We start from the raw sequence: 18,998 nt of genomic DNA on the forward strand, positions 1-18,998 counted from the left end.
CAGGAGATATCATGCCGAGCATAGACGCCCTCGCCGATCGCTTATCGACCTACCTCGGCAAGGACCAGGTAAACCTGGTCCGCCGAGCGTATTTCTACGCCGAACAAGCCCACGACGGCCAACGCCGCCGTAGCGGCGAGGCGTACGTCACGCACCCACTCGCGGTTGCGAATATTCTTGCCGACATGCACATGGACCATCAGAGCCTGATGGCTGCAATGCTGCATGACGTGATCGAAGACACCGGCATTGCCAAGGAAGCGCTGCAAGCGCAGTTCGGCGAAACCGTGGCCGAACTGGTCGACGGGGTCAGCAAACTGACCCAGATGAATTTCGAGACCAAGGCGGAAGCCCAGGCTGAAAACTTCCAGAAAATGGCCATGGCCATGGCCCGCGACATTCGCGTGATCCTGGTCAAGCTAGCCGACCGTCTGCACAACATGCGCACCCTGGAAGTGTTGTCCGGCGAAAAACGCCGACGCATCGCCAAGGAAACCCTGGAAATTTATGCGCCCATCGCCAACCGGCTGGGCATGCACGCCATCCGCATAGAATTCGAAGACCTCGGTTTCAAGGCCATGCACCCGATGCGTTCCGCGCGGATCTACCAGGCGGTCAAACGCGCCCGGGGCAACCGCAAGGAAATCGTCAACAAGATCGAAGAGTCCTTGAGCCACTGCCTGGCTATCGATGGCATCCAGGGCGAGGTCAGCGGCCGGCAGAAACACCTCTACGGCATCTACAAGAAAATGCGCGGCAAGCGTCGGGCCTTCAACGAGATCATGGACGTCTACGCGTTCCGGATCATCGTCGACAAGGTCGATACCTGCTACCGCGTGCTGGGCGCTGTACATAATTTGTACAAGCCACTGCCGGGACGCTTCAAGGATTACATCGCGATCCCCAAGGCCAACGGCTATCAGTCGCTGCACACCACGCTGTTCGGCATGCACGGCGTACCGATCGAGATCCAGATCCGCACCCGCGAAATGGAAGAGATGGCCAACAACGGCATCGCCGCCCATTGGCTGTACAAATCCAGTGGCGACGAGCAGCCCAAAGGCACCCATGCCCGCGCCCGCCAGTGGGTCAAAGGCGTGCTGGAAATGCAGCAACGCGCCGGCAACTCGCTGGAGTTCATCGAAAGCGTGAAGATCGACCTGTTCCCGGACGAGGTCTACGTGTTCACCCCCAAAGGCCGGATCATGGAGCTGCCCAAGGGCTCCACCGCGGTCGACTTCGCTTACGCAGTGCACACCGACGTGGGCAACAGCTGTATTGCCTGCCGAATCAATCGTCGTCTCGCGCCGCTGTCCGAACCGCTGCAAAGCGGCTCCACGGTCGAGATTGTCAGCGCCCCCGGCGCCCGCCCGAACCCGGCCTGGCTTAACTTCGTGGTCACCGGCAAGGCGCGCACGCACATCCGCCACGCACTGAAACTGCAACGCCGCTCCGAATCCATCAGCCTCGGCGAACGCCTGCTGAACAAGGTCCTCAACGGTTTCGACAGCGCGCTGGAGAAAATCCCGGCTGAACGCGTCAAGGCCATGCTTACCGAGTACCGTCTCGAACTGATCGAAGATTTGCTCGAAGACATCGGTCTGGGCAATCGCATGGCCTATGTGGTGGCCCGCCGACTGCTGGGCGAAGGCGAACATTTGCCAAGTCCGGAAGGCCCGCTGGCGATTCGCGGCACCGAAGGCCTGGTGCTCAGCTACGCCAAGTGCTGCACGCCGATCCCGGGCGACCCGATTGTCGGCCACCTGTCCGCCGGCAAAGGCATGGTCGTGCACCTGGATAATTGCCGCAACATCAGCGAAATCCGCCACAACCCGGAAAAATGCATCCAGCTCTCGTGGGCCAAGGATGTCACCGGCGAATTCAACGTCGAGCTGCGCGTCGAGCTGGAGCACCAGCGCGGCCTGATCGCCCTGCTGGCCAGCAGCGTCAACGCGGCCGACGGCAATATCGAGAAAATCAGCATGGACGAACGCGATGGTCGCATCAGCGTGGTCCAGTTGGTGGTCAGCGTGCACGACCGCGTGCACCTGGCCCGCGTGATCAAGAAACTGCGCGCCTTGTCCGGGGTGATTCGCATCACCCGCATGCGTGCATAGCTCGCCAACACATTACAAGGAGTCATACATGACCAAGACTGTTATCACCAGCGACAAGGCCCCGGCCGCCATCGGTACTTACTCCCAGGCGATCAAGGCTGGCAACACCGTTTACATGTCGGGTCAGATTCCCCTGGACCCAAAAACCATGGAACTGGTTGAAGGCTTCGAAGCCCAGACCGTCCAGGTGTTCGAGAACCTCAAGGCCGTGGCTGAAGCCGCTGGCGGTTCGTTCAAGGACATCGTCAAGCTGAACATCTTCCTCACCGACCTGAGCCACTTCGCCAAGGTCAACGAGATCATGGGCAAGTACTTCGACCAGCCTTACCCTGCCCGCGCCGCCATCGGTGTAGCAGCCCTGCCAAAGGGTTCGCAGGTTGAAATGGATGCCATCCTGGTCATCGAGTAATGCGAGCGGCGCAGCCCCAATCTGCGCCGACTGCTCTGCTGTAAAGAAAGCTTGAAAGGATTCCACCATGCGCAACGCGCTCGCTCTCTCGCTGCTCGCCCTGTTCCTGGGCGGATGTGCCAGCAACCCTGCCGATCGTGATGTCAGCGGCACCTGGATCAACCAGGTGGCGATCGATGCTGCAGCCAAAGGTGTCCCCCTGCGTGAAGCGCTCCAGGCCTATGGCCCGAATCTGGAATGGGACATCAACACCAAGGCCAGTCAGGCCCGCTACACCAACGGCTTTGAAAACGTCGAAGGCAAACTGCTGGGTGAAGAGTCCGGTGCCTGGAAAGTCGACTTTTATGGCAGTTCGGCCAGCGAGCTGAAGCGTGACGGCAAGCAACTGAGCCAGTCCGCCAGCGACAACGAGCCCGAACAGGTCTTCGACCGCGCCCAGATCCCGGTGCCGGAGGGCGCTCCGATCGGCGCCAGCTTCGAGCGTGCACTGTATTCAGCCTACATGGGCGGCGGCTGGACAATCGTCAGCGGTCCCGGCGAAGGCAGCAACGTGCAATTCCAGGCCGATGGCCAGGTGACCGGCCTGCCAGGCAGCGACCGCTATGCGTTGTGCCTGGCCGGCGATTGCGCATCCATGAGCGGCGGCAACGACAATATGTGGCTGCAACAAAATGGCCAGGGCAACGCCTGGATCTTTGCGCGCAAGGGCAAGGAACTGGAGATTTTCCAGACCGTGAACACCGCGCAGGCGGACGAGATGCCCTCGTTCACCCCGGGTGAGCGCAAGTGGTTGCTCGAAAAGCAGTAAGCGTCCGTTGAGAAAACCACAAAACACTGTGGGAGCGAGCTCGCTCGCGATGGCGGCATAACAGTCAACGATGATGTTGGATGTTATGGCCTCATCGCGAGCAAGCTCGCTCCCACAGTTGTTTCAGAGTGCCTGAAAGTCAGCAGCGCCCCTCAAGAATCGCCGCATACCCCTCGCGAAAACTCGGGTACTTCGGCTTCCAGCCCAAGGCCTTCGCCCGCGAATTGCTGCAGCGCTTACTGCCAGTGCGACGCACGCTGTCGTCATCGGCCCATTCGGTCACACCCAGATACTCACGCAACCAGCCCACCACATCCGCCAGCGCGGCCGGTGCGTCATCGACGCCGATGTAGACATCATCCAGCGCCACGCCACGCCGATCCGCCTCAAGCAGGCACGCCATCAACCCAGCGGCATCGTCGGCATGAATCCGATTGGCATACAACGGCGGATCGGTTACCACGCGATACCCCCGACGAACCTGAGTCAGCAGCCACTCACGGCCCGGACCATAAATGCCGGTCAGGCGCACGATACTCGCCGGAATTCCGCTTTTGAGGGCAAGCTGCTCGGCTTCGAGCATCACACGCCCGGAATAGCCCGCCGCCACGGTCGGTGAAGTCTCGTCGATCCATTCGCCATTCTGCTGACCGTAAACACTGCTGCTGGAAACGAACAACAGGCGATTGGGCATCTGCCCGTAGTCGTTCAGCCACTCCAGCACATGCTCCAGACCCTGGATATACGCAGCGCGGTAGCCGGCTTCGTCGTGATCGGTGGCCGCCGCGCAATACACCAGATAATCCACCGCGCCGATTGGCCAGGTAGCCGGGCAGTCTTTGTCGAACAGGTCACCGGCAACACCGATGACGCCCTTGGGCAGACGTGAAACGTCGCGTCGCAGGCCATGGACCTCCCACCCCGCCGCCAGCAATTGTGTGGCCAGGCGGCTGCCGACGTCACCGCAGCCGGCGATCAAAACAGTAGGCGCAGACATCAGAAAACTCCCATCGGAAAGCCACAGACTAGCGCCGGCAATAGACAGGCGGCTAGCAATGCAGGAAAAAAAGAGACGCTATTACTTTTGTTAACAAGAATTAATTGCAATAATGCCTCCCCACTTTTGTTCTCGGCCTTCGAGGCCTGGAAGAACATCACCCGTTTTTTCTCTCAGGTCCGGCCAGCATGACACGCAATCAATTCTCCGCTTCGCCAACCAATCGACCTCGCGCCTGGAGCGCGGTGGCCGCCCTGCTCCTCAGCCTGATGCTCGCACCAGTCGCCGCTTTCGCCGATGCCCAGGTACCCGCTACTCCGGCCGCCGCTACAGCACCTGCACCGGCCGCGACCGATCCTGCCCAGGCAGCACCGGCAGAAACCTTGGGTGAAGACGTTCCTGAAGTCCTCGAAGCCGACAACACCCTGGGCATGGCCCATGACCTGTCGCCGTGGGGCATGTACAAGAATGCCGACATCATCGTGAAAATCGTGATGATCGGCCTGGCCATCGCCTCGATCATCACCTGGACCATCTGGATCGCCAAGGGTCTTGAGCTGATGGGCGCCAAGCGTCGACTGCGTGGTGAAATCGCCCAACTGAAAAAATCTGCCTCCCTCAAGGAAGCCAGCGTCACTGCGGCGAAGGAAGGCACCCTGGCCAACCTGTTGGTACATGACGCCCTCGAAGAGATGCGCCTGTCGGTCAACAGCCGTGAGAAAGAAGGCATCAAGGAACGCGTCAGCTTCCGTCTTGAGCGCCTGGTCGCGGCCTGCGGTCGCAACATGAGCACCGGTACCGGCGTACTGGCGACCATCGGCTCGACTGCGCCGTTCGTCGGTCTGTTCGGCACCGTGTGGGGCATCATGAACAGCTTCATCGGCATTGCCAAAACCCAGACCACCAACCTCGCCGTCGTCGCTCCAGGCATCGCCGAAGCCCTGCTGGCTACCGCGCTGGGCCTGGTTGCAGCGATCCCGGCAGTCGTGATCTACAACGTCTTCGCCCGCTCCATTGCCGGCTACAAGGCCCAGGTGTCCGACGCTTCGGCACAGGTCCTGCTGCTGGTCAGCCGCGACCTCGACCACCAGCCTGAGCGCAGCTCGCAACCGCACATGGTGAAAGTGGGGTAATCGGCCATGGGCCTGCATTTGAAAGAAGGGGCAGACGACGATCTGTCCGAAAACCACGAAATCAACGTCACGCCGTTCATCGACGTGATGCTGGTGCTGTTGATCATCTTCATGGTGGCGGCCCCTCTGGCCACCGTGGACATCAAGGTCGACCTGCCCGCCTCGACCGCCAAACCGGCGCCGCGGCCAGAGAAACCGGTGTTCCTCAGCGTCAAGGCTGACCAGCGCCTGTTCCTCGGCGAAGACGAAGTGAAGGCCGAAGCACTCGGCGCCACGCTCGATGCCAAAACCCAGGGCAAGAAAGACACGACAATCTTCTTCCAGGCCGACAAAGGCGTGGATTACGGCGACCTGATGAGCGTGATGGACAACCTGCGCTCTGCCGGTTACCTGAAGGTGGGTCTGGTCGGTCTCGAGTCGGCAGCCAAAAAATGATCACGACGCGCCATAAGCTGACGCGTTACAGCGGTAGCCTGGCCGTGGTGCTGGGTGTTCACGCGCTGGCCATCGCGCTGGCGCTGAACTGGTCCGCCCGTCCGCCCATCGAATTGCCCCCTCAGGCAATGATGGTCGAGTTGGCACCGGTTCCTGCCCCGCCACCGCCTGCTCCGCCGAAGGTAGTCACCCCGCCGCAGCCACCGGCTCCGGTTGAAGAACTGCCGATACCCAAGCTCGCCGAAGCGCCGAAAGCTGAAATTGCCGTGCCCAAGCCGGTCAAACCCAAGCCGAAGCCGCAGCCGCCCAAGCCGGTAGAGAAGAAACCCGAACCGCCGAAGGAAAAGCCGGCCGAAGAGAAACCGGCCGAAACGCAACAGACTCAGGCGCCAACGGAGAAATCCGCGCAACCTGCGCCCGGCCCTTCGCCGGCTCAACTGGCGGCCAAGGCCAGTTGGCAAGGCACGCTGCTGGCGCACCTGCAGAAGTACAAAAAGTACCCTGCGAGCGCACAGGCGCGGGGCAAGGAAGGCATGAACCGCTTGCGTTTCGTTGTGGATGCCGAAGGCAATGTACTGTCATTTGAGCTGGTAGGCGCCTCGGGCACTGCCGATCTGGACCGGGCCACCCTGGAAATGATCCGCCGCGCCCAACCGCTGCCCAAGCCACCGGCCGACATGCTGACCAATGGCTCCATCGAAATTGTTGCACCCTTTGTTTACTCGCTGGAAAAACGCCGGCGCTAAAAAACACCGCCAGCCCATGTGGGAGCGAGCTTGCTCGCGATGAGGGCATAACATTCGACATCTACGTTGAATGTTAAACCGTCATCGCGAGCAAGCTCGCTCCCACAGAGGTTTCTGCCAGCAGGAAGGTCGCGTTCCAAGCCCAAAAGGCACCGAAAGGTGCCTTTCGCTTATCTGCCAGCGGCAATCCGGCATTGTCCGGTGTCACTCGACACACTCAGTCTGATAACGTGCGTCTATCGATTGCAGCCGGTATGCTTGGCCCGCAACTTCATGGACGCTTGCTATGACTCTTACAGAATTACGCTACATCGTTACCCTCGCCCAAGAGCAGCACTTCGGCCACGCGGCCGAGCGTTGCCACGTCAGCCAGCCGACCCTTTCGGTGGGCGTGAAAAAGCTTGAAGACGAACTCGGTGTGCTGATTTTCGAGCGCAGCAAAAGCGCCGTGCGCCTGACCCCAGTCGGCGAAGGCATCGTTGCCCAGGCGCAAAAAGTGCTGGAACAAGCCCAGGGCATCCGCGAACTGGCCCAAGCCGGCAAGAATCAACTGACCGCCCCGCTCAAAGTCGGCGCGATCTACACCGTCGGGCCTTACCTGTTTCCGCACCTGATTCCACAACTGCACCGGGTCGCCCCGCAGATGCCGTTGTACATCGAGGAAAATTTCACCCACGTGCTGCGCGACAAACTGCGCAACGGCGAACTCGACGCGATCATCATCGCCCTGCCGTTCAATGAAGCCGACGTGCTGACCCTGCAACTCTACGACGAGCCGTTCTACGTGCTCATGCCAGCGCAGCACCCGTGGACGCAAAAAGAATCCATCGACGCCAGCCTGCTCAACGACAAGAGCCTGCTGCTGCTCGGCGAAGGCCACTGCTTCCGCGATCAGGTACTGGAAGCCTGCCCGACCCTGACCAAAGGCAACGACGGCGCCAAGCACACCACGGTGGAATCCAGCTCCCTGGAAACCATTCGCCACATGGTCGCGTCCGGCCTGGGTATTTCGATCCTGCCGTTATCGGCAGTCGACAGCCATCACTACGCCCCCGGCGTGATCGAAGTGCGCCCGCTCTCGGCACCCGTACCGTTCCGCACCGTGGCCATTGCCTGGCGCGCCAGCTTCCCGCGTCCGAAGGCGATTGAAATCCTCGCCGACTCCATTCGCCTGTGCTCGGTGGCCAAGCCAGCGACGCAAGTCGCTGCGGGCTAAGCAACGGTCATGAGCGAGTTGTCGCAAGTGTCGGTGACGGCACTCAAGGGTGTCGGTGAAGCCATGGCCGAGAAACTGGCCAAAGTCGGCCTGGAAAACCTCCAGGACGTGCTGTTTCACCTGCCGCTGCGCTATCAGGACCGCACCCGCGTGGTTCCGATTGGCGCTTTGCGACCCGGACAGGACGCGGTCATCGAAGGTACCGTCAGCGGCGCCGACGTGGTCATGGGCCGTCGGCGCAGCCTGGTGGTTCGACTACAGGACGGCACCGGTGGCTTAAGCCTGCGTTTCTACCATTTCAGCAACGCGCAGAAAGAAGGCCTCAAACGCGGCACGCGGATTCGCTGCTACGGCGAGGCGCGGCCCGGTGCTTCGGGGCTGGAGATCTACCACCCGGAATACCGCGCCATCACCGGCGACGAACCACCTCCGGTGGATGAAACCCTGACCCCGGTTTACCCGCTCACCGAAGGCCTGACCCAACAGCGCTTGCGCCAGTTGTGCATGCAGACCCTCACCCTGCTCGGCCCCAGCAGCCTGCCCGACTGGCTGCCGAACGAACTGGCCCGCGACTACCAGTTAGCGCCGCTGGCCGATGCGATCCGCTACCTGCACAACCCGCCCGCCGATGCCGACGTCGATGAACTGGCCCTCGGTCACCACTGGGCACAGCACCGCCTGGCCTTCGAAGAACTGCTGACCCATCAATTGTCACAACAGCGTCTGCGCGAAAGCATGCGCTCCCTGCGTGCGCCCGCGATGCCCAAAGCCACGCAACTGCCGGCCAAATACCTGGCCAACCTCGGCTTCAACCCGACCGGTGCCCAGCAACGGGTCGGCAACGAAATCGCTTACGACCTCAGCCAGCACGAGCCGATGCTACGGCTGATCCAGGGCGACGTTGGCGCCGGTAAAACCGTGGTAGCCGCCCTTGCAGCGCTGCAAGCATTGGAGGCCGGCTATCAGGTCGCGCTGATGGCGCCCACCGAGATTCTCGCCGAGCAGCACTTCATCACCTTCAAGCGCTGGCTCGAACCGCTGGGCATCGAAGTCGCGTGGCTCGCCGGTAAGCTCAAGGGCAAGAACCGCGTAGCCGCGCTGGAGCAAATCGCCAGCGGCACACCGATGGTGGTTGGCACCCACGCGCTGTTCCAGGACGAAGTGCAATTCAAGAACCTGGCGCTGGTGATCATCGACGAACAACATCGTTTCGGCGTGCAGCAGCGTCTGGCCTTGCGGCAGAAGGGCGTCGGCGGGCGCATGTGCCCGCACCAGTTGATCATGACCGCCACGCCGATTCCGCGCACGCTGGCCATGAGCGCCTACGCCGACCTCGACACCTCGATCCTCGACGAACTGCCCCCCGGCCGAACCCCGGTCAACACCGTGCTGATCACCGACACCCGGCGGGTCGAAGTCATCGAGAGGGTGCGTAGCGCCTGCGCCGAAGGGCGTCAGGCCTATTGGGTTTGCACACTGATCGAAGAGTCGGAAGAGTTGACCTGCCAGGCCGCCGAAACCACCTATGAGGACCTCACCGCCGCCCTCGGCGAGTTGAAGGTCGGGCTGATCCACGGCCGCATGAAGCCTGCAGAAAAAGCCGCGGTGATGGCCGAGTTCAAGGCCGGCAACCTGCAACTGCTGGTCGCGACCACGGTGATCGAAGTGGGCGTGGACGTACCCAACGCCAGCCTGATGATCATCGAGAACCCCGAACGCCTGGGCCTGGCGCAACTGCACCAGTTGCGTGGCCGCGTCGGCCGGGGCAGTGCCGTCAGCCATTGCGTGCTGCTCTACCATCCGCCGCTGTCGCAGATCGGCCGCCAGCGCCTGGGTATCATGCGCGAAACCAACGATGGTTTCGTCATCGCCGAAAAGGATCTGGAACTGCGCGGCCCCGGCGAAATGCTCGGCACCCGGCAAACCGGCCTGCTCCAATTCAAGGTCGCAGACCTGATGCGCGATGCCGATTTGTTGCCCGCCGTACGGGATGCAGCCCAGGCATTGCTCGAACGCTGGCCGACCCACGTCAGCCCGCTACTCGACCGCTGGCTGCGTCACGGGCAGCAATACGGCCAAGTGTAAGCACCGTCGCAGTTTCCGGGCCATGGGTTTGAGCAAGCTGGTTATACTCCTGCAATTGTTTTGAAACGGATACAGTCCATGACCGAAGTTGCCCTCGCACCCGCCACCCCGCACGCTCCGTCGGTTATTCGGCTGATGCTGGGCAAGTTGGCCATTGCCTACGAAGAAGTGCTGGACCATCACGGCCTCAATGCCGCGCGCAAAGTGCAGGCCGTTCTGCTGGATGACAGCGTCGGTGCGTTGATGGTGTTGTTCCCGCAGAGCCAGTTGCTCGACCTCAATCGCCTGACCGAACTCACCGGTCGCCGCCTCACTGCCGTACCCGTCGAACGCCTGGAAAAAATGCTCGGCAAACACAACCTGAGCCTGTTGCCTGGCCTGCCGGCGCTCACCAGTTCTCCGTGCCTGTACGAAGAAAGCCTGCTGCGCGAACCAAAGCTGCTGGTCAATTCCGGTGAGCCGGGCGTGCTGCTGGAAATCTCCAGCGAAGACTTCAAGACCATGCTGACCAAGGCCAGCGCCGCCAACTTCGGCGAAAACCTGTCCAGCATTCGTCCCAACCTCGACCGCCCCGATGACGACCGCGAGGAAATCACCCAGGCCGTCCAGGCGTTCACCGCGCGGCGCATCCAGCAGCGTCTGGAAGCGACCATCGAAATTCCGCCACTGGCCGAAACCGCGCAAAAAATCATCAAGCTGCGCGTCGACCCCAATGCCACCATCGACGACATCACCGGCGTGGTCGAAACCGACCCGGCGCTGGCTGCACAAGTCGTGAGCTGGGCGGCATCGCCGTATTACGCCTCGCCGGGCAAGATCCGCTCGGTGGAAGATGCCATCGTGCGCGTGTTGGGCTTCGACCTGGTGATCAACCTGGCATTGGGCCTGGCCCTGGGTAAAACCCTGAGCCTGCCCAAGGATCACCCGCAACATTCCACGCCGTACTGGCAGCAATCGATCTACACCGCCGCCGTCATCGAAGGCCTGACCCGCGCCATGCCTCGTGCACAGCGTCCGGAAGCCGGCCTGACCTACCTGGCCGGCCTGCTGCACAACTTCGGCTACCTGCTGCTGGCCCACGTGTTCCCGCCGCACTTTTCACTGATCTGCCGCCACTTGGAGGTCAACCCGCACCTGTGCCACAGCTTCGTGGAACAACACCTGCTGGGCATCAGTCGTGAACAGATCGGCTCATGGCTGATGCGTTTCTGGGACATGCCTGAAGAACTGGCCACCGCCCTGCGCTTCCAGCACGACCCGGCCTACGATGGCGCCTACGCCGAATACCCGAACCTGGTGTGCCTGTCGGTGCGCCTGCTGCGCAGCCGTGGCATCGGCTCCGGCCCCGACGAAGGCATCCCCGACGCCCTGCTCGAACGCCTGGGCATCAGTCGCGACAAAGCCGACGATGTCGTCAGTAAAGTGCTTGAGGCTGAACTGCTGCTGCGTGAACTGGCTTCGCAGTTCACTCAAGGCTGAAAAGCATCGCGAGCAGGCTCGCTCCCACAGGRTTCAGSTGAACCCTGTGGGAGCGAGCCTGCTCGCAATGAATATCACTCGGTCTACCTGAAAGGCCTCAAGCCTTGGGCTTGGCCTTCTTCGGCTTCAAATACTTGGTCAACCCCTGAAACCAGATCACCAGCGCCGGGTTGCCCTTGATCTGAATCGACTTGTCCTGAATCCCCGTCATGAACGCCAGTTGCTTGTTCTTCGCCTGCATCGTGGCAAAGCCGTACGCGGCGTCTTTAAAGGCAATCGCAAACGCTGGCTCGGCATGCACACCCGATTGGCTGGTGATGCGTTGCTCCTTCACGCGGAAATGCCGCGCCACTTTTCCGTCCAGGGTCTGCAGCTGAAACACCAGGTCCTTGTCACCCAGTTGCTGCTGAAACGCCGGATTGGTCCGGCTGGCCTTACCCATCAATAAACCCAGCATCCACAGCAGAAAACGAAATTTCATGCGCACAGCCTCAAGAGAAAAATGAACGGCCGGGGCAGTTTAACGGCTTCAGGTGATAACACCAGTATCCAGCTGCATTAGCAGAAGATCATTACCATTACCTGCACGATGACTACTAAGTCACAATTATCAACACATCACTCCAGCCACTCCACACGCCACTTCTGTACCTGAAGAAACACATTCTGTAGGAGCTGCCGAAGGCTGCGATCTTTTGATCCCTCTACCCTGCAAACCTATCGGAAACTTCCTTCAAAATGCTGCCTTATACATGAACTAGGCGAATTTTGAATTCATCGATAACCTCTGATCGTCACCACCAAAAACGGCGACCGGATGTGCAAGTCCGAAATCGGGAGCAAAACTTCTTAACCAAGGATTTACACCAATGACTCCGATACCCGACGCATCCGAAAACGAAGCCACATCCCCCTACGAATCCCTCGATTCCAAAAAACTCCACGAGGCTGCCGAACGCGTCCTCGACCACCACTTCGCTCCACCAGAACAAGAAAAGTCGAAACGCAGGGGTCAGCTCTTCAGCGTCTGCCCGGACATCCATACCGAAACCCTACTGGCCAATGCCTCGGAAGATCTGCTGTCCATCAGCGCCATCGCCGCTGACCTGGCCGATGATGTAGACGGCTCGCGCCGCTCAGTAGCCCTGGCGATCAGTCGCGTGGCTGAGGGGGCGCATTTGCTGGTAGAGCGGGCACTGGATCATCTGGATGAGCCGTAAATGGCGGCGATCCTCGCCAAACAACAAAGCGGGCTCGGCTGATTCGCCCCCCCCACAAAAAATGGGCACCCAACCCTGGTTGGCGTGCCCATTTTTTATTCCACTCCCCCGCTGCGCGGGAGGTGAAAACGGATTACGGATTAACGCTGTCTTTCAAAAACTTGCCCGGCTTGAACGCAACGGTATTACTGGCCTTGATTTTCACTGGCTCACCGGTTTGCGGGTTCTTGCCCGTGCGTGCACCGCGATGGCGTTGCAGGAAGGTCCCGAAGCCCACCAGCGTCACGCTTTTTCCGTGGTGCAGGGCACCGGTGATTTCTTCAAGAACGGCGTTGAGAACGCGGTTGGCTTGTTCTTTGGTGAGGTCTGCTTTTTCAGCAATGGCTGCAGCGAGTTCTGGTTTACGCATGTGAGTGAAGCCCCTTTGACGGTTTGTTGTTGTTATGTCCGTGCTGCTCTCTGCGGAGCAGCGCCCAAAGCGCCGCAGGTGCTCTACTCTGCGGCAGACAGGAGTGAGGATGGCACGCAGTGAGGCCCCGCGCCAGTATCGGCGCGGCCATTGTTGGGGCAAAAGGGGGGTGATTCCGACAGAACGACCGGTATTTACGCCAACAGAGCTGGAAGCTCTTTGTTCAGGGCCAGTTTTTCCATCACGGCGGCACCGGTGAGGGCGTAACCGAGCAGCTTGCCCGCGGCATCGCGGCATAAAACCTTGATGTCGGCGCCCTGCCCTTCGACGGTCCAAATGCCCTCTGCGCCCCGTGGCGGCGGGGACACCACCAACGGGCACACCGGGGTTTTGACGGTGATCGGCATCGGCCCATAGGTGACGGCGGTCGGGGTGCCGGCCAGGGTTTGCGCCAGCGCCCTCGCACAACTCATCAGAGGCATGACGTACAGCAGATTCAACCCGTCGACCTCGGCACAGTCGCCCAGGGCGTAGATGTTGGCGTGGGAGGTCTTCAGGTGCCGATCGACCATGATGCCGCGGTTGACCTGCAGACCGGCCGCTGCCGCGAGGTCGACCCGTGGGCGCAGGCCGATGGCCGAGACCACCACGTCGCACGGGATCACCTGGCCATCGGACAGGTGCGCTTCCAGGCCGTCAGCCACGCGCTGCAGGCGGTTGAGCACCGGCCCGAGGTGGAAACGCGCACCGAGGCTTTCGAGGCCTGCCTGCACCGCAGCGGCGGCCGCCGGGTGCAACAGGGTCGGCATGACTTGTTCGCACGGTGCAACCAGTTGCACTTCGTAGCCGCCCAGGGTCAGGTCGTTGGCGAACTCGCAGCCGATCAGGCCGGCACCGAGCAGCAGTACGCGGCGCTTGCCGGCCGCCGCCGCACGGAAGCATGCGTAGTCTTCCAGGTCGTTGATCGGGAATACGCAGTCCGCCGCGTCGCCTTCGATGGGCACGCGCACGGTTTCGGCGCCCCAGGCCAGGATCAGGTCGCGGTAGATCACCGCTTCTTCACCGATCCACAGGCGTTTGTGGCCCGGGTCGATGCCGCTGATGCGGGTGTGGGTGCGTATTTCGGCCCTGAGCTGTTCGGCCATGGCGCCGGGTTCGGCCATGCTCAGACCGTCGGCATCCTTGTTTTTGCCGAAGCCGGTGGAGAGCATCGGCTTGGAGTAGGAGCGTCCGTCATCGGCGGTAATCAGCAGCAGCGGGGTTTCGCTATCGAGTTTGCGAAACTCGCGGGCCACGTTGTAGCCCGCCAGGCCGGTACCAATGATTACGACAGGTGCGTTCATTCCTTACTCCTCAATTATTCAGGCAGCGATTTCGATCATTTCAAAATCCATTTTGCCCACACCGCAGTCCGGGCACAGCCAGTCTGCCGGGACGTCTTCCCAACGGGTGCCCGGCGCAATGCCGTCATCCGGCCAACCGTCGGCTTCGTTGTAGATCAGGCCGCAGACGATACATTGCCACTTTTTCATTCAGGTACTTCCTCAGGGTTCAGGCGTTTTGCCGGCCGGACGGTCGATGGTTGTAGCACTGCCGCCCAACTCAGCGCGTTTTGTACTGATCGGGGCCGCCGGATGCAAGCCTGTTCGGCGCAACGGCAGGCCATTTCAATCGATATCAGCGGCCAACATGTTAAGCTCGCCGCCTCATTTGCTGCCAATAATGACTCATTGTGCAACACACAGAATCCCCCTCTCCAGCTCCTCTCTGGCTCTCGCGCAGCGAACTGGCGCCCCTCCCCGATGCCTCCACCCTCGACTGGCTGTTCGACGAAGGCTCGCTGACCAGACGTCTGATTCATCTGTCGAATGATGCCTTCAGCGTCTCGCCGACGTTCGAAGGCTGGCAGCCCCTGCGTGCCGACGAATGCGCAGCACTGGACCTGACCGAAGGCAGTGAGGGCTGGGTTCGTGAGGTGTATTTGCGCGGTCACGGCCAGGCGTGGGTGTTTGCGCGCAGCGTGGCGTCACGCAGTGCATTGCAAGGCGACGGCTTGCACATGGACGAACTGGGCAGCCGCTCGCTGGGCGAATTGCTGTTTTGCGATCAGGCCTTTCAGCGCCGGGCCATCGAGGTTTGCCATTATCCGCAAGCGTGGCTGCCCGCCGAGGTGCAATCGCCAGGGCTGTGGGGCCGCCGTTCGCGTTTTGACCGTGGCGCGCTGAGCGTGCTGGTGGCCGAAATTTTCCTGCCTTCCCTATGGAACGCCGCCCGCGTCCAACCGGAGAACCACTGATGTACCAAAGCCTGCTCAAGTCCTTGAACCGCTTGAATCCTCGGGCCTGGGACTTCATTCAGCTGACGCGCATGGACAAGCCGATCGGCATTTACCTGCTGCTGTGGCCGACGCTGTGGGCGCTGTGGATTGCTGGCAAGGGTTCGCCGTCCCTGGCCAATATCGTTATTTTCGTCCTCGGCGTGGTGCTGACCCGCGCCGGCGGCTGCGTGATCAACGACTGGGCGGACCGCAAAGTCGATGGCCATGTGAAGCGTACCGAACAGCGGCCGCTGGTGAGCGGCAAGATCAGTTCCAAAGAGGCGCTGGTGTTCTTCGCGTTACTGATGGGCGTGAGTTTCCTGCTGGTGCTGTGCACCAATGCCGCGACCATTTGGCTGTCATTGGGCGGCCTGGCGCTGGCGTTCAGTTACCCGTTCATGAAGCGCTACACCTATTACCCGCAAGTGGTACTGGGCGCGGCGTTTTCCTGGGGCATGCCGATGGCCTTTACCGCCGAAACCGGTGAATTGCCGGCTGTCGCGTGGCTGCTGTGGATCGCTAACCTGATGTGGACGGTGGGTTACGACACCTATTACGCGATGACTGACCGCGATGACGACCTGAAAATCGGCGTGAAATCCACGGCGATTCTGTTTGGCGATGCAGACCGGGTGATCATCCTGACCCTGCAAGGCTTGGCGCTGGCCTGCTTGTTGCTGGCCGGGTCGAAGTTCGAGCTCGGTGGCTGGTTCCATCTCGGCTTGCTGGCGGCGGCGGGCTGTTTTGCGTGGGAATTCTGGTACACCCGAGGCAAGGACCGGATGCGCTGTTTCAAGGCGTTTTTGCACAATCACTGGGCGGGTTTGGCGATTTTCGTCGGGATTGTGCTGGATTACGCGCTGCGTTGAAGCATCAAAAAGATCGCCGCCTTCAGCAGCTCCTGCAGAGCAACGAAGGCAGCGATCTGGTGCGGCACGCTACAACCGTTACATATGCTCGTGAACAACGTGCCAGACGTCTTTTTTCTTGTCACCCGTCATGTCTCCGGGTTTTTTGTCGTCCTCGTAGTAGTACAGCGGCTTGCCGTCGAAGGCCCATTGCATCTTGCCATCATCACGTTTGATGACTGTCCATTTACCTTCGGCCTTGGCACCCGCCGGCGCCATCATTGGCGGCCAGTATTTGGCGCAGTCGCCGTTGCACATCGACTTGCCACCCGCGTCCTTGTCGTACGTGTAGACCGTCATGCCTTTGTGGTCGACCATCATGCCGTCTTTCATCATGCCCGGTTCGGCGGCAAAGGCCAGTGTCGGCAGCGTTAACGCAGCAGTGACCAGCAAAGCCTTCCAGGATTGAGCAATGTAGTTCATGGAAACCTTCCTTTTGTGGTTGTCAGGATTCGGACTTAAAGCTTAGCCCAGGATCCAGCCAATCGCCGACCGACTAAAATACTGTCACACGACTGCAATAATTCCGTTATCTAATGCGGCGCAAGACAGTTAAATGACAAGAGGATTAAGGGCATGGTTGGCAGGAGCATTCTGATCGTCGACGACGAAGCGCCTATTCGCGAAATGATCGCCGTTGCATTGGAAATGGCCGGCTATGACTGCCTGGAGGCTGAAAACTCCCAGCAGGCCCACGCCATTATCGTCGACCGCAAACCGGACCTGATCCTGCTCGACTGGATGCTGCCCGGCACCTCCGGCATCGAGCTGGCCCGTCGTCTCAAGCGTGATGAACTGACCGGGGACATCCCGATCATCATGCTCACCGCCAAGGGCGAAGAGGACAACAAGATCCAGGGCCTGGAAGTCGGCGCCGATGACTACATCACCAAGCCGTTTTCCCCCCGTGAGCTGGTCGCGCGCCTGAAGGCCGTGCTGCGCCGTGCCGGCCCGACCGATGGCGAAGCACCGATCGAAGTCGGCGGCCTGCTGCTGGACCCGATCAGCCACCGCGTGACCATCGATGGCCGTCCCGCCGAGATGGGTCCGACCGAATACCGCCTGTTGCAATTCTTCATGACCCACCAGGAGCGCGCCTACACGCGTGGCCAGTTGCTGGATCAGGTCTGGGGTGGCAACGTCTACGTCGAAGAGCGTACGGTTGACGTGCACATTCGACGCCTGCGCAAAGCCCTCGGCGATGCTTACGAAAATCTGGTACAAACCGTGCGCGGCACTGGCTACCGGTTCTCGACCAAGGCCTGATGATCGCAGCGGTTCCACTTTCAAGGACGTATTTTTTTCGTGAACCAAAACTGGCATGGCACCCTGATTCGCCACATGCTGCTGCTGGTCACCGCCTGCCTGGTGATCGGCCTGATCACCGGCTATTACGGCTGGAGCCTCGCCGCAGGCCTGGGTCTTTACCTGGCCTGGACCCTCAAGCAATTGCTGCGTCTGCACGAGTGGCTGCGCCTGCATAAACCCGATGAAGCACCACCCGACGGCTATGGCCTGTGGGGGGAAGTGTTCGACAGCATTTATCACCTGCAACGCCGCGACCAACGGGTACGCGGACGCCTGCAAGCGGTGATCGACCGGGTTCAGGAATCCACCGCCGCGCTGAAAGACGCGGTGATCATGCTCGACAGCGACGGCAACCTGGAATGGTGGAACCGCGCCGCCGAAACCCTGCTGGGCCTCAAGACCCCGCAGGACAGCGGCCAGCCGGTGACCAACCTGGTGCGCCATCCGCGCTTCAAGGAATACTTCGAGCAAGACAGCTACGCCGAGCCGCTGGAAATTCCTTCGCCGACCAACGACCGCGTGCGCATCCAGCTGTACATCACCCGTTACGGTAACAACGAACACTTGATGCTGGTGCGCGATGTGACACGTATCCATCAGCTTGAGCAAATGCGCAAAGACTTCATCGCCAACGTTTCCCATGAACTGCGCACACCGTTGACGGTGATCTGCGGCTACCTGGAAACCTTGCTCGATAACGTCGACGAGGTGAACCCGCGCTGGAGCCGTGCCTTGCAGCAGATGCAGCAACAAGGCGGACGCATGCAGACCTTGCTCAACGATCTGTTGTTGCTGGCCAAGCTGGAAGCCACCGATTATCCGTCGGACAACCAGCCGGTGCCGATCGACGGCTTGCTGCAATCGATCAAGAGCGATGCGCAGCAGTTGTCCGGCCAGAAAAACCAGACAATCACCCTGGAAGCCGACCCGACGATTCTGCTCAAGGGCAGCGAAGCGGAGTTGCGCAGCGCGTTTTCCAACCTGGTGTTCAACGCGGTGAAATACACCCCGGCCGAAGGCAATATCCGCATTCGCTGGTGGGGCGATGACCAAGGGGCGCACTTGAGCGTGCAGGATTCCGGGATCGGCATCGATGCCAAACACCTGCCGCGCCTGACCGAACGCTTCTATCGCGTCGACTCCAGCCGCAACTCCAACACCGGAGGCACCGGCCTGGGGCTGGCGATCGTCAAACACGTCTTGTTACGGCATCGGGCGCGGATGGAAATCAGCAGCGTACCGGGCCACGGCAGCACCTTCACCTGCCACTTTGCCCCGGCCCAGGTCACCAAATCCCGGGTTATCAGCACCGCCGACTGATACCGGTCAGCACGCACCACTAGGCAACTGGCCGGTCAGCCGCTACATTGGCTGACTTGCGCCTGCCTTTCAGGCGCGGTTTTTTACTTCC

General features: G+C 60.9%; 20 protein-coding genes. 14 read left to right on the forward strand and 6 right to left on the reverse strand.

Annotation, left to right across the window (positions count from 1 at the left end; genetic code table 11):
• Positions 1 to 11: 11 nt before the first annotated feature.
• The 3 genes from spoT to AC1DRN_RS00980 all read left to right on the forward strand — a co-directional run bounded on the left by spoT (position 12) and on the right by AC1DRN_RS00980 (position 3,334).
• Entirely contained in the window at positions 12 to 2,117 is a 2,106-nt protein-coding gene (gene spoT / locus AC1DRN_RS00970) for a bifunctional GTP diphosphokinase/guanosine-3',5'-bis pyrophosphate 3'-pyrophosphohydrolase (protein WP_223460463.1), read from the forward strand.
• 28 nt (positions 2,118 to 2,145) lie between these two features.
• Entirely contained in the window at positions 2,146 to 2,526 is a 381-nt protein-coding gene (locus AC1DRN_RS00975) for a RidA family protein (RefSeq protein ID WP_003229509.1), read from the forward strand.
• A gap of 67 nt (positions 2,527 to 2,593) precedes the next feature.
• Positions 2,594 to 3,334 carry a hypothetical protein gene (locus tag AC1DRN_RS00980; protein ID WP_223460465.1) on the forward strand — a complete coding sequence of 247 codons (741 nt, stop codon included), beginning with the start codon at positions 2,594 to 2,596 and terminating at the stop codon, positions 3,332 to 3,334.
• A gap of 139 nt (positions 3,335 to 3,473) precedes the next feature.
• On the opposite strand, the gene AC1DRN_RS00985 is transcribed toward AC1DRN_RS00980, so the two are convergent.
• Entirely contained in the window at positions 3,474 to 4,331 is an 858-nt protein-coding gene (locus AC1DRN_RS00985) for an SDR family oxidoreductase (protein ID WP_223460467.1), read from the reverse strand.
• Positions 4,332 to 4,519: 188 nt separating this feature from the next.
• Between AC1DRN_RS00985 and exbB the strand changes: the two genes are divergently transcribed.
• From exbB to AC1DRN_RS01015, 6 genes are all read left to right on the forward strand, one after another.
• Positions 4,520 to 5,464, forward strand: a complete 945-nt coding sequence (gene exbB, locus AC1DRN_RS00990) for a tonB-system energizer ExbB (protein ID WP_223460469.1) — start codon at positions 4,520 to 4,522, stop codon at positions 5,462 to 5,464.
• Between the two features lie 6 nt (positions 5,465 to 5,470).
• The gene (exbD, locus tag AC1DRN_RS00995) at positions 5,471 to 5,899 is read left to right on the forward strand and encodes a TonB system transport protein ExbD (RefSeq protein ID WP_108217242.1); all 429 of its coding nucleotides are present in this window, start codon (positions 5,471 to 5,473) and stop codon (positions 5,897 to 5,899) included.
• Positions 5,896 to 6,645: an energy transducer TonB family protein gene (locus tag AC1DRN_RS01000; protein WP_015097375.1), complete on the forward strand. Its 750-nt coding sequence runs from the start codon at positions 5,896 to 5,898 to the stop codon at positions 6,643 to 6,645. The genes exbD and AC1DRN_RS01000 overlap by 4 nt, the downstream gene beginning before the upstream one ends.
• A gap of 286 nt (positions 6,646 to 6,931) precedes the next feature.
• Positions 6,932 to 7,861: a hydrogen peroxide-inducible genes activator gene (locus tag AC1DRN_RS01005; RefSeq protein ID WP_008000272.1), complete on the forward strand. Its 930-nt coding sequence runs from the start codon at positions 6,932 to 6,934 to the stop codon at positions 7,859 to 7,861.
• A 9-nt stretch (positions 7,862 to 7,870) separates the two neighbouring features.
• Positions 7,871 to 9,946, forward strand: coding sequence for an ATP-dependent DNA helicase RecG (gene recG, locus AC1DRN_RS01010; protein ID WP_223460471.1), 2,076 nt, complete (start codon positions 7,871 to 7,873; stop codon positions 9,944 to 9,946).
• A gap of 78 nt (positions 9,947 to 10,024) precedes the next feature.
• Positions 10,025 to 11,425 (forward strand): aminoacyl-tRNA deacylase and HDOD domain-containing protein, encoded by a 1,401-nt coding sequence (locus AC1DRN_RS01015; RefSeq protein ID WP_223460474.1) that lies wholly within the window; start codon positions 10,025 to 10,027, stop codon positions 11,423 to 11,425.
• 97 nt (positions 11,426 to 11,522) lie between these two features.
• Here the strand turns inward: AC1DRN_RS01015 and AC1DRN_RS01020 are convergent, their stop codons facing one another.
• On the reverse strand, positions 11,523 to 11,906 hold the full coding sequence (locus AC1DRN_RS01020; RefSeq protein WP_223460476.1) for a helicase: 384 nt from the start codon (positions 11,904 to 11,906) through the stop codon (positions 11,523 to 11,525).
• A gap of 388 nt (positions 11,907 to 12,294) precedes the next feature.
• Here AC1DRN_RS01020 and AC1DRN_RS01025 point away from each other — a divergent pair, with 388 nt between their 5' ends.
• A complete protein-coding gene (locus tag AC1DRN_RS01025) occupies positions 12,295 to 12,645 on the forward strand; it encodes a DUF6124 family protein (RefSeq protein WP_223460478.1) in 351 nt (116 codons plus the stop codon).
• Positions 12,646 to 12,778: 133 nt separating this feature from the next.
• Here AC1DRN_RS01025 and AC1DRN_RS01030 read toward each other — a convergent pair whose 3' ends face one another.
• From AC1DRN_RS01030 to AC1DRN_RS01040, 3 genes are all read right to left on the reverse strand, one after another.
• Complete coding sequence (locus AC1DRN_RS01030; RefSeq protein ID WP_223460480.1) at positions 12,779 to 13,054, reverse strand: HU family DNA-binding protein; 276 nt, start codon at positions 13,052 to 13,054, stop codon at positions 12,779 to 12,781.
• A gap of 194 nt (positions 13,055 to 13,248) precedes the next feature.
• A complete protein-coding gene (locus AC1DRN_RS01035) occupies positions 13,249 to 14,397 on the reverse strand; it encodes an NAD(P)/FAD-dependent oxidoreductase (protein WP_223460483.1) in 1,149 nt (382 codons plus the stop codon).
• Positions 14,398 to 14,415: 18 nt separating this feature from the next.
• Complete coding sequence (locus tag AC1DRN_RS01040) at positions 14,416 to 14,586, reverse strand: rubredoxin (RefSeq protein ID WP_007995385.1); 171 nt, start codon at positions 14,584 to 14,586, stop codon at positions 14,416 to 14,418.
• A 200-nt stretch (positions 14,587 to 14,786) separates the two neighbouring features.
• Between AC1DRN_RS01040 and AC1DRN_RS01045 the strand changes: the two genes are divergently transcribed.
• Together AC1DRN_RS01045 and ubiA are read left to right on the forward strand one after the other, a co-directional pair.
• On the forward strand, positions 14,787 to 15,350 hold the full coding sequence (locus AC1DRN_RS01045) for a chorismate--pyruvate lyase family protein (RefSeq protein WP_223460485.1): 564 nt from the start codon (positions 14,787 to 14,789) through the stop codon (positions 15,348 to 15,350).
• Positions 15,350 to 16,240 (forward strand): 4-hydroxybenzoate octaprenyltransferase, encoded by an 891-nt coding sequence (ubiA, locus tag AC1DRN_RS01050; protein ID WP_223460487.1) that lies wholly within the window; start codon positions 15,350 to 15,352, stop codon positions 16,238 to 16,240. Before AC1DRN_RS01045 ends, ubiA begins: the two co-directional genes overlap by 1 nt.
• Before the next feature lie 78 nt (positions 16,241 to 16,318).
• Here the strand turns inward: ubiA and AC1DRN_RS01055 are convergent, their stop codons facing one another.
• The gene (locus AC1DRN_RS01055) at positions 16,319 to 16,702 is read right to left on the reverse strand and encodes a COG4315 family predicted lipoprotein (RefSeq protein ID WP_223460489.1); all 384 of its coding nucleotides are present in this window, start codon (positions 16,700 to 16,702) and stop codon (positions 16,319 to 16,321) included.
• Positions 16,703 to 16,855: 153 nt separating this feature from the next.
• Here AC1DRN_RS01055 and phoB point away from each other — a divergent pair, with 153 nt between their 5' ends.
• Both phoB and phoR read left to right on the forward strand, forming a co-directional pair.
• Positions 16,856 to 17,545, forward strand: a complete 690-nt coding sequence (gene phoB / locus AC1DRN_RS01060) for a phosphate regulon transcriptional regulator PhoB (RefSeq protein WP_003229608.1) — start codon at positions 16,856 to 16,858, stop codon at positions 17,543 to 17,545.
• Between the two features lie 75 nt (positions 17,546 to 17,620).
• Complete coding sequence (gene phoR, locus AC1DRN_RS01065; protein WP_256357357.1) at positions 17,621 to 18,907, forward strand: phosphate regulon sensor histidine kinase PhoR; 1,287 nt, start codon at positions 17,621 to 17,623, stop codon at positions 18,905 to 18,907.
• Positions 18,908 to 18,998 lie beyond the last annotated feature (91 nt).

It is taken from the genome of Pseudomonas sp. P5_B3 (assembly GCF_056400405.1).

Bases quoted from the DNA above. Each gene is read 5' to 3' on its own strand.
- AC1DRN_RS01055 (WP_223460489.1), bottom strand. From the start codon at position 16,702: ATGAACTACATTGCTCAATCCTGGAAGGCTTTGCTGGTCACTGCTGCG.
- AC1DRN_RS01015 (WP_223460474.1), top strand. From the start codon at position 10,025: ATGACCGAAGTTGCCCTCGCACCCGCCACCCCGCACGCTCCGTCGGTT.
- AC1DRN_RS00975 (WP_003229509.1), top strand. From the start codon at position 2,146: ATGACCAAGACTGTTATCACCAGCGACAAGGCCCCGGCCGCCATCGGT.
- AC1DRN_RS01030 (WP_223460480.1), bottom strand. From the start codon at position 13,054: ATGCGTAAACCAGAACTCGCTGCAGCCATTGCTGAAAAAGCAGACCTC.
- exbD (WP_108217242.1), top strand. From the start codon at position 5,471: ATGGGCCTGCATTTGAAAGAAGGGGCAGACGACGATCTGTCCGAAAAC.
- phoB (WP_003229608.1), top strand. From the start codon at position 16,856: ATGGTTGGCAGGAGCATTCTGATCGTCGACGACGAAGCGCCTATTCGC.
- phoR (WP_256357357.1), top strand. From the start codon at position 17,621: ATGCTGCTGCTGGTCACCGCCTGCCTGGTGATCGGCCTGATCACCGGC.
- AC1DRN_RS01040 (WP_007995385.1), bottom strand. From the start codon at position 14,586: ATGAAAAAGTGGCAATGTATCGTCTGCGGCCTGATCTACAACGAAGCC.
- ubiA (WP_223460487.1), top strand. From the start codon at position 15,350: ATGTACCAAAGCCTGCTCAAGTCCTTGAACCGCTTGAATCCTCGGGCC.
- AC1DRN_RS01000 (WP_015097375.1), top strand. From the start codon at position 5,896: ATGATCACGACGCGCCATAAGCTGACGCGTTACAGCGGTAGCCTGGCC.
- AC1DRN_RS01025 (WP_223460478.1), top strand. From the start codon at position 12,295: ATGACTCCGATACCCGACGCATCCGAAAACGAAGCCACATCCCCCTAC.
- recG (WP_223460471.1), top strand. From the start codon at position 7,871: ATGAGCGAGTTGTCGCAAGTGTCGGTGACGGCACTCAAGGGTGTCGGT.
- AC1DRN_RS01035 (WP_223460483.1), bottom strand. From the start codon at position 14,397: ATGAACGCACCTGTCGTAATCATTGGTACCGGCCTGGCGGGCTACAAC.
- AC1DRN_RS00980 (WP_223460465.1), top strand. From the start codon at position 2,594: ATGCGCAACGCGCTCGCTCTCTCGCTGCTCGCCCTGTTCCTGGGCGGA.
- exbB (WP_223460469.1), top strand. From the start codon at position 4,520: ATGACACGCAATCAATTCTCCGCTTCGCCAACCAATCGACCTCGCGCC.
- AC1DRN_RS00985 (WP_223460467.1), bottom strand. From the start codon at position 4,331: ATGTCTGCGCCTACTGTTTTGATCGCCGGCTGCGGTGACGTCGGCAGC.
- AC1DRN_RS01020 (WP_223460476.1), bottom strand. From the start codon at position 11,906: ATGAAATTTCGTTTTCTGCTGTGGATGCTGGGTTTATTGATGGGTAAG.
- AC1DRN_RS01005 (WP_008000272.1), top strand. From the start codon at position 6,932: ATGACTCTTACAGAATTACGCTACATCGTTACCCTCGCCCAAGAGCAG.
- spoT (WP_223460463.1), top strand. From the start codon at position 12: ATGCCGAGCATAGACGCCCTCGCCGATCGCTTATCGACCTACCTCGGC.